Origin of the sequence: Chitinophaga sp. CCNWYY40 (assembly GCF_037483205.1) — a bacterium.
Lineage (GTDB): Bacteria > Bacteroidota > Bacteroidia > Chitinophagales > Chitinophagaceae > Chitinophaga > Chitinophaga ginsengisegetis.
In genome coordinates this window covers 160,917-174,948 of record NZ_JBBHLF010000008.1, presented here as the reverse complement: position 1 = coordinate 174,948, position 14,032 = coordinate 160,917, and the positions used below count along the sequence as shown (strand labels likewise).

General features: G+C 47.8%; 12 protein-coding genes. 7 read left to right on the top strand and 5 right to left on the bottom strand.

The window, feature by feature from the left end:
* Position 1 precedes the first annotated feature (1 nt).
* Positions 2-868 carry a dTDP-4-dehydrorhamnose reductase gene (gene rfbD / locus V7S65_RS28485; protein WP_111577926.1) on the top strand — a complete coding sequence of 289 codons (867 nt, stop codon included), beginning with the start codon at positions 2-4 and terminating at the stop codon, positions 866-868.
* Positions 869-1,445: 577 nt separating this feature from the next.
* On the opposite strand, the gene V7S65_RS28480 is transcribed toward rfbD, so the two are convergent.
* On the bottom strand, positions 1,446-2,141 hold the full coding sequence (locus V7S65_RS28480; RefSeq protein ID WP_336389154.1) for a TapB family protein: 696 nt from the start codon (positions 2,139-2,141) through the stop codon (positions 1,446-1,448).
* 178 nt (positions 2,142-2,319) lie between these two features.
* On the opposite strand from V7S65_RS28480, the gene tyrS reads away from it, so the two are divergent.
* Positions 2,320-3,603, top strand: coding sequence for a tyrosine--tRNA ligase (gene tyrS, locus V7S65_RS28475; protein WP_079470870.1), 1,284 nt, complete (start codon positions 2,320-2,322; stop codon positions 3,601-3,603).
* A 66-nt stretch (positions 3,604-3,669) separates the two neighbouring features.
* Here tyrS and V7S65_RS28470 read toward each other — a convergent pair whose 3' ends face one another.
* Together V7S65_RS28470 and V7S65_RS28465 are read right to left on the bottom strand one after the other, a co-directional pair.
* Positions 3,670-4,956: an amidohydrolase family protein gene (locus V7S65_RS28470; protein WP_111577929.1), complete on the bottom strand. Its 1,287-nt coding sequence runs from the start codon at positions 4,954-4,956 to the stop codon at positions 3,670-3,672.
* 41 nt (positions 4,957-4,997) lie between these two features.
* Positions 4,998-8,045 carry an amidohydrolase family protein gene (locus V7S65_RS28465; protein WP_336389155.1) on the bottom strand — a complete coding sequence of 1,016 codons (3,048 nt, stop codon included), beginning with the start codon at positions 8,043-8,045 and terminating at the stop codon, positions 4,998-5,000.
* Positions 8,046-8,234: 189 nt separating this feature from the next.
* Here V7S65_RS28465 and V7S65_RS28460 point away from each other — a divergent pair, with 189 nt between their 5' ends.
* From V7S65_RS28460 to V7S65_RS28445, 4 genes are all read left to right on the top strand, one after another.
* The gene (locus V7S65_RS28460; protein WP_079470872.1) at positions 8,235-8,678 is read left to right on the top strand and encodes a hypothetical protein; all 444 of its coding nucleotides are present in this window, start codon (positions 8,235-8,237) and stop codon (positions 8,676-8,678) included.
* 10 nt (positions 8,679-8,688) lie between these two features.
* Positions 8,689-10,074 (top strand): glycerate kinase type-2 family protein, encoded by a 1,386-nt coding sequence (locus tag V7S65_RS28455; RefSeq protein WP_336389156.1) that lies wholly within the window; start codon positions 8,689-8,691, stop codon positions 10,072-10,074.
* A gap of 84 nt (positions 10,075-10,158) precedes the next feature.
* Positions 10,159-11,334: a mannonate dehydratase gene (uxuA, locus tag V7S65_RS28450; protein WP_336389157.1), complete on the top strand. Its 1,176-nt coding sequence runs from the start codon at positions 10,159-10,161 to the stop codon at positions 11,332-11,334.
* 308 nt (positions 11,335-11,642) lie between these two features.
* Entirely contained in the window at positions 11,643-12,113 is a 471-nt protein-coding gene (locus V7S65_RS28445) for a MarR family winged helix-turn-helix transcriptional regulator (protein ID WP_159454348.1), read from the top strand.
* Between the two features lie 120 nt (positions 12,114-12,233).
* Here the strand turns inward: V7S65_RS28445 and V7S65_RS28440 are convergent, their stop codons facing one another.
* Positions 12,234-12,368 carry a hypothetical protein gene (locus V7S65_RS28440; RefSeq protein ID WP_339546799.1) on the bottom strand — a complete coding sequence of 45 codons (135 nt, stop codon included), beginning with the start codon at positions 12,366-12,368 and terminating at the stop codon, positions 12,234-12,236.
* Positions 12,369-12,467: 99 nt separating this feature from the next.
* Here V7S65_RS28440 and V7S65_RS28435 point away from each other — a divergent pair, with 99 nt between their 5' ends.
* The gene (locus tag V7S65_RS28435) at positions 12,468-13,766 is read left to right on the top strand and encodes a tetratricopeptide repeat protein (protein WP_336389158.1); all 1,299 of its coding nucleotides are present in this window, start codon (positions 12,468-12,470) and stop codon (positions 13,764-13,766) included.
* On the opposite strand, the gene V7S65_RS28430 is transcribed toward V7S65_RS28435, so the two are convergent.
* Positions 13,767-14,003 (bottom strand): hypothetical protein, encoded by a 237-nt coding sequence (locus V7S65_RS28430; protein WP_079470877.1) that lies wholly within the window; start codon positions 14,001-14,003, stop codon positions 13,767-13,769.
* Between the last annotated feature and the right edge of the window lie 29 nt (positions 14,004-14,032).

The window sequence follows — 14,032 nt, the reverse complement described above, 5'->3', positions numbered from 1 at the left end:
TATGAAGAATATTCTTGTTACCGGCGGAAACGGCCAATTAGGACAAGCCCTGCAAAAAGTGGCAGGCGATTATCCGCAATTCAACCTGTTATATACCGATTACCAGGACCTGGATATCACTGACGCGGATGCCCTGGCAGCTTATTTTTCCGCTCAGCAGATCGACGCCTGTATCAACTGTGCCGCCTATACTGCAGTAGATAAAGCAGAAGAAGATGAAGACAAAGCGTTTCTGCTGAATTTCCAGGCAGTATTAAGCCTGGCGGAAATATGCGCCCAGCATAATGCCCAGCTGCTGCATATTTCCACGGATTACGTATTCAGCGGAAAACAAAATGTACCTTATAAAGAAACCGACGAAACTGATCCGGAAAGCATCTACGGCGCTTCCAAAGTGCGTGGTGAAGCCGCTGCTGCCGGTTATAACCCGGACACTATTATACTCCGCACCTCCTGGCTCTACTCCGAATTCGCAGTAAACTTTGTTAAAAGAATGCAGCAGCTGATGCAGGAAAAACAGGAACTGAATGTTGTTTTTGATCAAACCGGCACTCCTACTTATGCAGGCGACCTGGCAAAAACGATCCTGGATGTATTGCAGTATAAATCAGCCAATCCGGATGCTGCCGTCGGCGGCGTATATCATTACAGCAACGAGGGTGTGACCAGCTGGTTCGACTTTGCAGTGACCATTAAAGAAATGACCAACGCCACTACTGCCATATACCCCGTTACTTCCGATAAGTATAAAACGGCCGCTAAACGCCCGGCATACAGCGTATTAAACAAGGAAAAAATCAAAAGCACTTTTGGCATTACTATCCCCTATTGGAGAGACAGTCTGGCCAAATGCCTCAAGAACATCTAAGCGGAGGTTGTCTTTCTCAGGATTACCCTGATTTTACAGATTAGCTTTTTGTGATTTGGGAGATTGGAGTGGATGCTTAAAGATTGACTGGGGGATGCTTCATTTATGCTTAGCAGATGCTTTGCAGATACTTAGCAGATGCTTAATACATGGAGATTCCCCGGAGGGGACGTGGAGGGGACGTGGACTTGATCATGAAACCCTTTACTACAGAGCATTACAGGCGAAAAGATACAGGGGGTTTATGCGGGCACTGCCATATAAAACTGACATCCTGGCAAAAATAAGTGAGCGGTATTCAATAAATCACTGCCGTTAAATGCCGCTCACCCTTTTTAATTATTTTAGGGATGGCGATGATAAAAGCCTTTTAACTTCACTGAATTTTCTGAAAATCATACAAAAAACGAAAATAAACCAATTCTCCAGAGAAAATATCAATACCCGGATTAAAATCTCACCAATGCACTAATCTTCTCAAATCCCTCCATAATCACAAAAGTTAATCAGTAAAATCAGGGTAATCCTGAGAAAGACAACCTCCGCGAAAATCACAAAAAGTAATCGGGGGCTCTTTTTATTTCTTCAGCGCTGTGATCATTGTTCCTCCCATGTCTTTTCCATCTTTACTGGAGGAGGTTTTCACCGGTCCGAAGTCAAGGGCAAACCATTCTATGGCACTGAACTTCATCGGAATCCCCTGCCCCATCATTTTCATCTCGAAATTAATATCATAAGCAATTTTGAAGCAATCCCAGCTGCCTGCGGGTGTGGTTACCTTTTCCTTTCCGAGCACTTTTCTATTGCTGATCACATAACTGATACCCATCTCCATTCCTTTCACATTACCGTTCATTTCAAAGGTACCACCTGGTAGTTCTTGTCCGGCGTGCATTCCGGAGGGATAATCAAGAAAAGAGGCGTTGGTTTTGCCTTCCATTTTCATGTCTTTCATCTGAGGCATCGAGGGAACGCTCATCTTCATGTCTATGGCTACGCCGTTTCCACTGCATTTAAATTGCCCGGTGCCGGAGGTTACCTGCTTATTGCTTTTATCGTAAAAAGTATTGGTAAAGTCAGACACGGTGCCAGCCCCATCTTTGCGCACATTTGTGACCTTGTAAATGGTTTTCCCGCTGGCCACGCCTTTCGCATCCAGGATGGTCATTTCAATTTCCGCGTTGTTAAGCAGGTAATAGTACCCTTTGCAATCCTGCGCCAGTACCGGTATCGCAAAACATAGTGCCACTAAGAAAACGAGTGCTTTTTTCATAATATTTTATTTGGGGTAAGAAAGAATATGATCACATCTGTATCTCTAACCGGCAGGAGGTGCAAACGGCCGGTCTTCTTTATAAATTTACATAGATATTTGTAATACCAGCCGGAATCCTTAAAATGGGCGAATCCTGCGAATTTTATGTAGGTTTGCAAAAATTGTTATTAAAATCATGAATCTGATAGAAGAACTGCGCTGGCGGGGTATGCTACAGGATATGATGCCTGGCACGGAAGAGCAACTGAAAAAGGAAATGACCACTGCTTATATTGGTTTTGATCCCACCGCAGAGTCGTTACACATCGGTAGCCTGGTACCCATCCTGTTACTGGTACACCTGCAAAAGGCAGGACATAAGCCCCTGGCGCTGGTGGGCGGCGCTACCGGCATGGTAGGCGACCCCTCCTTTAAAGCGGAAGAAAGGAAAATGCTGGACCTGGATACCCTGCAGAAGAATGTAGCCGGTATCAGAGCCCAGCTGGAACGCTTCCTCGACTTTGATCCTGCCAAGCCAAACGCAGCTGAGATGGTGAATAACTTCGACTGGTTCCAACATATTTCCTTCCTCGATTTTATTCGTGATACCGGTAAACACATCACCGTTAACTATATGATGGCCAAAGATTCCGTTAAGAAAAGGATCGAAGGCGACAACGGGATGTCATTCACTGAATTTACCTACCAACTGATACAGGGTTACGATTTCTATCATTTGTATACTGTTAAAAACTGTAAACTGCAGATGGGTGGCTCAGATCAGTGGGGTAATATTGTTACCGGTACGGAACTGATCCGCCGTAAAGCCGGTGGTGAGGCATTCGCATTTACCTGCCCGCTGATAAAAAAAGCAGATGGCACTAAATTCGGTAAAACAGAACAGGGAACTGTATGGCTGGATTCCAGGCGGACTTCTCCTTATATGTTCTACCAGTTCTGGCTGAATACTACAGACGTGGATGCAGAAAGCTATATTAAGATATTTACTTTCATGGAGCAACCGGAAGTAGATGAACTGATTGCCAAACACCGCGAGGCACCACACTTACGCCAGTTACAACAAAGGCTTGCAAAAGAAGTCACTATTTTTATACACGGAGAAGAAAGCTATGAATTTGCAGTAAAAGCTTCTTCCCTGCTTTTCAGCAACGATACTGCTGAACTGCTGGTGTCTCTCACAGAAGAGCAACTCCTCGATGTAATGGACGGTGTACCACAATTTGAGGTAGCTAAAGCCGACCTCGAAACCGGGAAAGATGTAGTAAGCCTGCTGGCGGAAACCGGTATTTTCCCCAGTAAGGGAGAAGCCCGCAAAACAGTGCAGGGTGGCGGCGTGAGTATGAATAAAAATAAAATAGAAGGTATAGAAACCGTTATCAATACCAATGCTTTGCTGCGTGATAAGTATATTCTCTTTCAGAAAGGAAAGAAGAACTATTATCTCGTAAAAGCAGTATAAAATTATACTTATAAAAAAGAAGAGCTGGTATCAATACCAGCCCTTCTTTTTTATAAGCCATTCCTGCTATTTCAATCCATACTTCTTCTCGTACTTCTCATACAACTGCTTCTGCTTATTATCCAGGTTTATTTCCCTGCCCTGGATAAATGCCCGTGTAATTACGCTCGACTTCATATCCAGGATATCACCGGTACTCACGGCAATATTCGCGTCCTTGCCGGTTTCCAGTGAGCCGGTAGTTTTATCGATCCCCAGGATTTTAGCAGCGTTGAGTGTAACCGCCGACAGGGCCTCTTCTTTTGTTAAGCCATAAGCGCTGGCAGTACCTGCTTCAAAGCCCAGGTTACGCTGTTGCCAGAAGCCTTCGTTGCTCAGGCAAAACAGCACACCGGCTTTTTGCAGCTGCGCGGCAGTTTTATAAGGCTGATCCACATCATCGTCCTGCATTACCGGCAAAGCATGTGGCTGTGCCAGTACTACCGGGATATTATTTTGCTTCAGGATGTCTGCAATGAGCCAGGAATCAGCTCCGCCAACAATCACTACATCAAGCTGAAACTCTTTGGCAAAGTCTATCGCTACGAGCATTTCTTTTACCAGGTCGCAGTGGATAAACAGTTTCTGCTCCCTGTTAAACAGCTTCCGCATCGATTCAAACTTCAGGTTGGTAGCAGTATGTTTGCCTTCCTGCTGATAAGCCTTCGCCTCGCGGAAAAATGTTCTCACCGTTTCTATTTGTTCCAGTGCTGCTTTCAGCCGGTCGTTGGGAACGGCGCCACGACCACCACCCAGCGGGGCCAGCGGCGGCATAAAAAAGTGCAGCGCATTATCTGTTTTATAGGCAGCATCCTCCCAGTTCCAGGCATCCAGCTGTACTACGGAAGAAGCGCCGCTGATAATACCACCTTCCGGTGTTACCTGTGCCAGCAGGATTCCATTGGAACGCAGGGTGTTGATTACTTTGGAATCGGCATTATACGCAATGATGGAACGTACGGAAGGATTTATTTCTCCCACCTCGCGTGCATCGATGGTAGCGCGCACGCTCTCAAACTCCACCAGGCCCAGGTTGGATTCGGGTGCAATAATACCGGGATATATATGCTGGCCTTTCATATCCAGCACTGTGGCATCGCCACCGGCAGCGGCGATATTACTGCCTACTGCAGTAATTTTTCCATTGCTGAATGCAATGGTGCCGTTTTCAATTACCTGCCCGTTGCCTACATGAATAGTGGCATTAGTAAGGTATACGGGTTTGTTTTGCGGACCTGCCGGAGATATCGTTTCCTGTGCCCGGGCGGTATACATTCCCAGGGTAAGGCTTAATAAAATTAATTGTCTTTTCATCGCTTGTAGCATTTAGCGGTGCTTAAAAAATTTCTAACAGATCAATAACCAATAGCTTGCTGATGTCCGCCCTGCAGATCTTCACAATGATAAATTTCTTCCGGCGTCAGCGATGCTTTGCGGGTAGGCGTGCCTTTTTTCTTTTCTGCCAGCAATAGCTGGGTAAGACGGTTCCGCTCCGTTGCAATACGCTTGCGCAATTGCAGATCGTTGTCGCGGTCAAATTCCACGATACCATCCACGATGGTCTTTTCTGCTTTGGCGTAAATACTCAGCGGGTTATCGCTCCACAGTACCACATCCGCATCTTTACCCACTTTGATGCTTCCCATGCGGTTGTCTACATGCAGCAGCTTAGCGGGGTTGATGGTCACCAGCTTAATGGCTTCCTCTTCGGTCATGCCGCCGTATTTGATGCTCTTGGCGGCTTCCTGGTTCAGGCGGCGGGCCATTTCCGCATCATCGGAGTTGATGGCGGTGAGCACACCTGCTCCCTGCATGATGGCGGCGTTGTAAGGGATGGCGTCCTGTACTTCCATTTTATAGGCCCACCAGTCGGCGAAGGTGCCGGCGCCTGCGCCATGCGCTTTCATTTTATCGGCTACTTTGTATCCTTCAAGGATGTGTGTAAACGTATTTACTTTGAAGTGAAAGCTGTCTGCTACATGCATGAGCATATTGATTTCACTCTGCACATAAGAGTGGCAGGTAATAAAACGTTTCTGGTGTAATATTTCCACGAGGGCGTCCAGTTCCAGGTCGCGGCGCTTGCCGGGGCCCTGCTTTTCATAGTCAAGCGCACGGGTAAACGCATCTGTATAGATTTGTTCCACGCCCATTCTTGTTTGCGGGAAACGCACGGTATTACGATCACCCCAGTTGGATTGTTTTACGTTTTCACCCAATGCAAATTTGATGAAAGGGTCCCAGTTGGTCACTTTCAGGTCTTCTGCATTTTGTCCCCAGCGGAGTTTGATCAGCTGCGACTGCCCCCCGATGGCGTTGGCGCTGCCATGCAATAGATGGGACGCTGTTACGCCACCGCTCAGCTGGCGGTAAATATTGACATCGTCGGGATTGAGTACATCTGCGATCCTTACTTCGGAAGTAACCGACTGCGATGATTCGTTCACTCCCCTGCTGAGTGCAATGTGCGAGTGTTCGTCGATGATGCCGGCGCTCAGGTGTTTGCCGGTACCGTCGATCACGCGGGCGTTGCCGGCGGCGAGGCTCTTACCTACCTGTGCAATTTTACCATTGCGGATTAAAACGTCTGTATTTTCCAGTTTCCCTTCTTTTTCGCCGGTCCACACGGTGGTATTTTTGATCAGCAGATCCTGCTGTGAGGGTAGTTTTTCCCAGCCGTAGCCATTAAACGGATAATACAGCGGGCCTATGGGCAATGGTGTTTCTTTCTTTACAGAATCAGCTTTCTCGGGGACTGCCTTTACAAATACGGCGGTCCATTTTACGAGGTTGCCGCTGGTGTCGGCGCCGGTACCGTTCCAGCTGTTATCGCCGATGATACCGCTGAGACGAACATTGCTTTTGCTGTTCTTTGCCAGCGTGAGCGACAGCGATACCAGTTTTCCGTTTACATCGATGCGGCCCGGAAGGGTGTCTTTCTGTAAAACAGACAGCAAAGGAGCGGCGGCGGTACCTCTCACTTCTACGGAGTAGCTGCCGCCGGGAGTGAGATTTACGGTATAGATACCGCGGATATCATTCCAGCCGTCGGCCTTAATGGTGTAGCGGTTTCCTTGTACCCAGTTCTGGTACAGGATAGTTTTTTCGCTGAAAACGGGACCGGAAGTAATGAGGAAGTTCGCCAGTTTACCCGGTTCCAGGCTACCTACTTTATCATAAGCCTTGATGAGAGTGGCCGGAGTTTTTGTTAACGCTTCCAGTGCTTTCTGTTCGCTGAGGCCATAACTGATGGCTTTCCGCACATTGGCCAGGAATTGTTTTACATCTTTCAGATCGGCAGCGGTTAAACAGAAGGGAATACCTGCTTTTTCAAATGCGGCGGGCTCCGTAGGCGCCATTTCCCAGTGTTTCATCTCTGCCAGTGAAACGTAGCGTGCGTCTGCGGGATCTTCCATATCAATAGCACCGGGGAAGTTAAGCGGCAATGCGAAAGTGGCTTTTGTGGCAGCCATTTCGCTGATACGCTGGTATTCATTGCCACTGGCCCGGATGATATACTGCACACCAAATTCGTCTCCTATTTTATCTGCGCGGAGCGCATCCCATTTATCGGTAACTTCAAACAGCTGAGGTAGCTGCTGGCTGGCATTCCATGCTTCCAGGCTGAGGTTCACGCCTTCCTTTGCGGGCTGGGTTTTATACCACTGCGCATCCAGGAAAGTTTGTCGCAGCAGGGCGATACAGCCCATTAGTGAGTTAGGGTAGTTTTGCGTGGAGGTACCTTTATCAAAAGAATAGGCCGCAGCGGCTTTCTCGCGGAGAATAACTTTATTCTCTTTTGCGGTGGCCAGGGTTACCAGTGCAGCGGTACCGCGGGCGATACCATCGGGCTGTTGGGTAAGCACGGTGCCAAATCCCGCTTCACGCAGGGGCGCAGCCTTTCCATCATCCGCCGAAAAAAGATCCACGGCATTCACTTCGCTTCTGATGGCCTGGTTCCAGCCATAGGCGCCTTTGGTATTAGACAGGAACTGGGGTGGTGCATTCCACGCGGAAGCGCCCCGTTTGGGCTCCGACAAGCCATAGTTGCTGAAGATATCCACAAAAGAAGGATAGATGTATTTTCCTTTACAATCCACTATCACGGCGTCTTTCGGGATAGCGGCCGATGTACCGGCAGACACTATTTTCCCGTCGCGGATCACCAGTGTGGCATTGTTCAGGGTAGTTTGCGGGTCTTTTACAATGGTTGCATGTGTAAAAGCAAAGCACCCTTCGCGGGGATCGGCAATCCCGTTGAGCGGATAGGTTTCCTGTGCGCTGGCTGCCTGGCCGGTTGCCAGCAGGGCCAGTAACAGCAGTTTACCGCGGTGCCGCTTCATAGCATAGGTAATACACCGCAACAGCAGGGCTGTCCCGGGTTTCTCAAAAGCTCTTTTCATGTAAATCTTTTATTTTTTCGGTTCAGATTCAGTTGATCGGCTAAATGTAATAAATCATTAAGGCGGGACTAAATAAAACGGCATATTTTTTATGAGTGGTAAGTGTATTTTGGATTCACACGAAAAAGGGATAATTTGAAAAGGGTTTACAGCTTAAGTTTGTTTAAATTCGTATAATACTTGCTGAATATGAAGTTTATTTCTGTTTATACATGGATGCTGCTGACCGTTTTCTTTGCAGCAACTACCTTTACTACCAGTGCCCAGGTAAAAGATACTACCAATACAAAAGGCCGCTGGACAGCGGAAGGAAGAGCTGATAAAATAACGGATAAGATTTCCCACAAGGTAAATCTGAGCAAAGACCAGGAAAAAAAGATCCTGGTGATCAACCAGGATATTGTGCGCCGGATGGATGCCGTGAAAAACAATCCTTCCCTCTCCAAAAAGGAGCGCATGACACAGTTTAAAGCCCTGGATACAGAACGCAGCCAACGCTTTAAAACCGTGTTTACGCCTGCACAGTATAAGAAATGGAACGACTGGGAAATGACAAAAAAGGAACACCTCGAACAAAAAATGGAAAAAAAGCGGCAAAAGAAGGAAGCCAAAGACTCCACCCAACCGCAATAAATTTCTTAACTTGAAGATATTGGCAGTGAGTTGTCTCACTGCTTTTTTTATGCCTGGGAAAATGAACAATACCACTGCCGACATAAAAGATATTTTCCTGCAGGGCGTAGCAGCAGTACATCCGCAGCAGCTCATCAGGAAAAATGTGCGGGTAATACCTGCTACCCGTAACATTAATATTTCGGGAGATAGCTACGCCATCCCGGAGCATGCGGCTGTTTGGATACTGGGGGCGGGCAAAGCTGCCGCCGCAATGGCACAGGAGTTGGAAAACATACTGATAGGGCATTTCCCGGTGCAGGGGATGGTAGTTACAAAGTACGGGCATGCGTTACCGTTACAACAGGTAGCGCTGGTGGAAGCCGGACACCCGGTCCCCGATGAACAGAGTGTAGCCGCTTCCGTTAAACTGCTGGACATGGCTGCTAAAGTGCAGCCGCACGACCTCGTGATCTTTTTACTTTCCGGCGGCGCCTCTGCACTGCTGGCGGATGTACCGGCACACAGCAGTTTGCCCGAAGTACAACAGCTGTTTGATGCCTTACTGAAAAGCGGCGCCGATATCCGGGAAATGAACACCGTACGAAAGCATCTTTCCGGTATCAAAGGCGGGCAGCTGGCAAAAAGCATATATCCGGCTACGTTATGTACCCTTGTACTCAGCGATGTAGTGGGCGATGACCTCAGCGTGATAGGATCAGGGCCCACAGTGGCCGACCCGTCTACCTTTGCGGATACTATGAATGTACTCCGCAAATATCATCTCCCGGAAAAAATACCCGCTTCCCTCCTCCAACATATTGAAAACGGTGTTGCTGGCAGGGTACCTGAAACGCCTAAACCCGGTGATACTTCCCTGCAACATACCCACAACTATCTCACCGGTACCAACCGCGTGGCATTGGAAGCCGCGGCTGCAAAAGCCCGGCAGCTGGGGTATCACCCGGTATTGTTGTCTGATACTATTACGGGAGAAGTACATGCCGTGGCTGCCGACCTGGTACAAACAGCGCTCCGGTATAACGGTCCTTTGCCGGCCTGTTTGCTGGCAGGTGGCGAAACTACGGTGGAAGTAACCGGGAATGGCCGTGGTGGCCGGAATCAGCAATTGGCATTGGCAGCAGGCATCGCCCTTGCCCATCATCCTGCGCTTACTTTCCTGAGCGGTGGTACCGATGGCAGCGACGGTCCTACCAATGCTGCAGGAGCTATCGTAGATGCATCAACGATGAAAAATGCTGCAAAAATGCAGCTCGATCCAAATAGTTTTTTACAACAGAACGATGCATGGCATTTCTTCTCAAAAGCAGGCGGGTTAATGATTACGGGCCCTACCCAAACAAATGTGATGGACCTCATGATCACCCTGATCACTGCAGACGGCCTTAAAATTTGAAATCAAAGTTTGTATATGTGTGGATAGATTATATTTTTGGGGTTTGGAACTAGAAATTCTGGATTTACTAAACGTATTTGCATTATGCTGAGAATGGAACAGACATGGCGGTGGTACGGGCCCAATGATCCGGTTAGCTTGTCTGATATTAAACAGGCAGGAGCTACCGGAATTGTAACCGCATTGCACCATGTGCCTAATGGAGTGGTATGGACGAAGGAGGAGATACAAAAGCGGAAAGCCATCATAGAAGCAGCAGGACTTACCTGGTCTGTTGTGGAGAGCGTGCCGGTACATGAAGATATTAAAACGCAAAGCGGCCGTTTCAGGGATTATATCCACAACTACCAGCAAACCTTGCGGAACCTGGCAGCATGTGGTATACGTACGGTTACGTACAACTTTATGCCGGTACTCGACTGGACCCGCACCGACCTGTCCTATACCGTGGAAGATGGCTCCAAAGCGCTGCGCTTTGAAAAAGCAGCGTTCATGGCATTCGACCTGTTCATGTTGCAAAGACCAGATGCAGAGAAGGATTATAGTGAAGAAGAGATGGCCCGCGCGAAGGAACATTTCGACAGCATGACTGCGGCCGACAAAGAACTCTTACAAAAAAATATCATTGCCGGATTACCCGGATCTGAAGAAAGCTTTACGCTGCAACAGTTCCAGACCGCATTGGATAAATATAAAGGCATTGATGCCACCCAGCTGAAACTGCACCTGTTCTATTTCCTTCAGCAAATAGCGCCTGTTGCGGAAGAAGCCGGCGTTAAACTGGCCATCCATCCGGATGATCCTCCATTCCCTATTTTCGGACTGCCACGTGTGGTAAGCACCGAACAGGACGCCCGCGAACTGCTCATTGCTGCACCATATACCTCCAATGGCTTGTGCTTTTGCACCGGCTCTTATGGCGTACGGGCCGACAATGATCTTCCCGGCATGGTAGAGCGCCTGGGCGATCATATTCACTTCATTCACCTGCGCAGCACACAACGGGATGCGCTGGGCAACTTCCATGAAGCCAACCACCTGGAAGGCGACGTAGATATGTTTGCCGTAGTGAAAAACATCCTGCTCACCATGAAACGCCGCAATGTTTCCATTCCTATGCGCCCGGATCATGGCCACCAGATGCTGGATGACCTGCATAAGAAAACCAACCCTGGATACAGCGCTATTGGCCGTTTACGCGGACTGGCAGAACTGCGTGGACTGGAAATGGGTATCGCGGGGGCTTTAGGCTCTGATTGACTGACGTCTACCAGTATCAGGTCTGCACAAAGAGTAAAGGTGGGGATAAGCAATACCATCGTCGGACTGAGATGCTACACCAGGGCAGAAAGCGTATTTGAACATATACCGTAATGGCTGATTACGTGTACAAATAACACTACCCTGAAAATATATTAAAGACCCGCCTTACCGGCGGGTCTTCCTGTTTTTAGTACCATGCGGGCACAAATTTTAAAAAGCAGCGCGCAAAAAATCACTGCTTTTTTGTAGCATTGCATCAGGACAAGATTTTATCAACTGTACACTTTTACCAAACCTACAATATGATGAGCGCAACTATAGATGCGAGATATGAGGCATGCCTGGCCAAGAGACCGGATAGCCTCGCCCGCCTGATCAATTTGTTCAAAAAAGATATAGACCTGCGTATTACACAAAAACTACTGGAGCGCGGATACAAAAATTTTAAACTGGGAGATATGGTACTCCTGGTACACATCGATGCGCAGGGTACCATTAACAACGACCTCGCCAGGAAAGCGCGTATCAGCAAACAAGCCATGAGCAAGGTGGTAAAGAACCTGGAAGCAGACAACTATATCGGCACCCGCAAACATGATACCGACAACCGCGCCAGCATTATCTTCCTGACAGAGAAAGGAAAAGAGTTTATGATCAACGCCTATGAAGCGGTAGATGAAGTACAGGACCTGTACGCCGGTATCATAGGAGAAGAAGCATTTACACAGCTGAAAACGATCCTTAAACAATTAACAGCAGGCTTAAACCTGAGCTGACCATTCTTTAGTTCAACGTTATGTAATACCTCTTTCACCAAAGGTACCTTTAGCATCTTTTGCAGTAATTCCGGCGTTTCTTCTGCAAACTTATTTTCAAAGTCAACAATCAGGCTGCATTTATGCAGGCTGGCTGCAGAAGGTGGCGCCCGGCTGTTCACCACCATGATTTCTTCCAAAGGCAGCATAGCGTGAACGAAACGCCACGGTACAGCCCGGGTGCAGCAACAGGATACCGGAGGGAATGCCTTCCACCGCACAGGCATCGCATTTGTACAGACCGGAATAAATAATTAGGTCACTTCGGCAAGGTTTAATATTTTTAGTACAGAGGAACCGGCAAAAACGATATGTATGTCACCTGAACAATTAATAAATAACGACCAGGAATATATTGAGGGATTGCTTCACCATACACCAGCAGTAATTGAAAATATTTATCAGCGGTTTGCTTCCAAAGAAAAGCGGTTCATTCTGCAAAAAAGCGGTCACGTAAAAGATGCGGCCCATATTTTCGAAGAAGCCCTGATGGACATTTATTACTTCGCCCGCCGTCACCCGCTGAAAGTCACCGACTTTGAGCCCTTTCTGCAACTGTTATGCAAGCGTATCTGGGAACAGCAACTCGAAAGAAGAGGACAGCGTATTCCCGGCCTGGAGGCAGAAGAACTTTCCACCATGAGCAGAGACGATATCCAGGATGTGGAAGATGTGCTGAAAGAAGGGGAAAAAAGGAGACTCGCCTATCACTACTACCTGACCCTTTCCGACGAATGTAAAGAGCTGCTCCGCTGGTCGCTCACAGATGGCTGCCTGCAGGAAGACATTGCCGCAGAAACCAATATCCCCGTTAACGAACTACCCGGCAGAAGAGCCGATTGTTTCCGCAGCCTGTTCAGGGACATCGATATAAAACTAAAAGCCAATAGCCTTTCTGAAAAAGACCTGCTGGAAACAGACCGTTTCCTCAGCGGACAAATGAGCGAAACTGAACGCAAGGCATTCTCTGAAAGACTACAGGGCGACGCCCTCCTTACCCAACAGGTAAAACGTTTTGATGCAGTCCGCCAACTACTGGCTCAGAAGATCTGTAACGATACCAACCGGGATGAGTTGCAACATTTGCTGTTTACCCATCGCAATGCCTGGTACACGCTAAAAGATAACTCGCCCATTCCCATCCGTAACTATGTGATCCTTACTGCGCTGATAGCGGCAGGAATGGCCATATTGCTGTATGTAAGTCCCTGGAGAAAGAATATCTACCGGCAGTTCGCCTCCACAGAAATGCAGATCCCGGATATAGACAGCCTGCGGCTTCCGGAAGAAGCCATTGTACAGTTCAATCACGGACACTTCAACGAAGCAGTTTTATTGCTGAATAAAGCGCTGACGGCCAACCCCGGCAACTTATACGCCCGTTACTACCGCGGCGTGGCGCTGATCGACCAAAACCAGATGGAGAGCGCACGACAGGATCTGCTGACTGTTTTTAACAACAGCAGCGAACTCCGGTATGAAGCAGCGTTTTATATGGCGTTGAGCTACCTGAGAGAAGGACGTAAGCAGGAATGCCTCGAATGGTTATTAAAAATCCCGTCCGACGCGCCTAATTATCTCAAAGTGCAGAAACTGATAGAAGAATTAAAATAATTAACTCAGGTATTGTCCTTTACTGTAGTGGATAATATTTTCTACTTCTCCCTTAATTAACTCATAAACAGGCGCCTTCCCTGTTTTGATCTGTACCAGTTGTTGTAATACCAGGAAATAGATTTCTCCGCGGTTACAGCCATCAATCTGGGCTTTTAAAATGTCATGTTTTACCTCTTCACAACCGGTGGCATCCAGCTTCTGGTAAATAACATACAAGTCGTCCATCCAACTCATTTCTCTAAAGTTTAAACATAGTGTATAGT

Bases quoted from the DNA above. Each gene is read 5' to 3' on its own strand.
- rfbD (WP_111577926.1), top strand. From the start codon at position 2: ATGAAGAATATTCTTGTTACCGGCGGAAACGGCCAATTAGGACAAGCC.
- V7S65_RS28480 (WP_336389154.1), bottom strand. From the start codon at position 2,141: ATGAAAAAAGCACTCGTTTTCTTAGTGGCACTATGTTTTGCGATACCG.
- tyrS (WP_079470870.1), top strand. From the start codon at position 2,320: ATGAATCTGATAGAAGAACTGCGCTGGCGGGGTATGCTACAGGATATG.
- V7S65_RS28470 (WP_111577929.1), bottom strand. From the start codon at position 4,956: ATGAAAAGACAATTAATTTTATTAAGCCTTACCCTGGGAATGTATACC.
- V7S65_RS28465 (WP_336389155.1), bottom strand. From the start codon at position 8,045: ATGAAAAGAGCTTTTGAGAAACCCGGGACAGCCCTGCTGTTGCGGTGT.
- V7S65_RS28460 (WP_079470872.1), top strand. From the start codon at position 8,235: ATGAAGTTTATTTCTGTTTATACATGGATGCTGCTGACCGTTTTCTTT.
- uxuA (WP_336389157.1), top strand. From the start codon at position 10,159: ATGCTGAGAATGGAACAGACATGGCGGTGGTACGGGCCCAATGATCCG.
- V7S65_RS28445 (WP_159454348.1), top strand. From the start codon at position 11,643: ATGAGCGCAACTATAGATGCGAGATATGAGGCATGCCTGGCCAAGAGA.
- V7S65_RS28435 (WP_336389158.1), top strand. From the start codon at position 12,468: ATGTCACCTGAACAATTAATAAATAACGACCAGGAATATATTGAGGGA.
- V7S65_RS28430 (WP_079470877.1), bottom strand. From the start codon at position 14,003: ATGAGTTGGATGGACGACTTGTATGTTATTTACCAGAAGCTGGATGCC.